Consider the following 236-nt stretch of genomic DNA (forward strand, 5'->3'; position numbering starts at 1 on the left):
ATCCTCCCCGCCGTCCTCAACGGCGCCGGCCAACCACTCGACCTCGGCCGACAACGCCGCCTCATCACCGGGCCCCTCCGACGCGCCCTGGTGCTGCGCGACCGCGGCTGCGCCTTCCCCGGCTGCGACCGACCACCGCGCTGGTGCGACGCCCACCACATCCACCACTGGGCCAACGGCGGCACCACCAATCTCGACAACGCCGTCCTGCTCTGCGGCCACCACCACCGACACCT

The 236-nt window shown here is 72.9% G+C and carries 1 protein-coding gene; it reads left to right on the top strand.

All coding sequences use genetic code 11. The features are described 5' to 3' along the window. On the top strand, positions 1-236 hold a 236-nt coding region (locus tag IF22_RS0132650; protein ID WP_030338409.1), incomplete at both ends, for an HNH endonuclease signature motif containing protein.

Source organism: Micromonospora parva, from assembly GCF_000718515.1.
GTDB lineage: Bacteria > Actinomycetota > Actinomycetes > Mycobacteriales > Micromonosporaceae > Micromonospora > Micromonospora parva.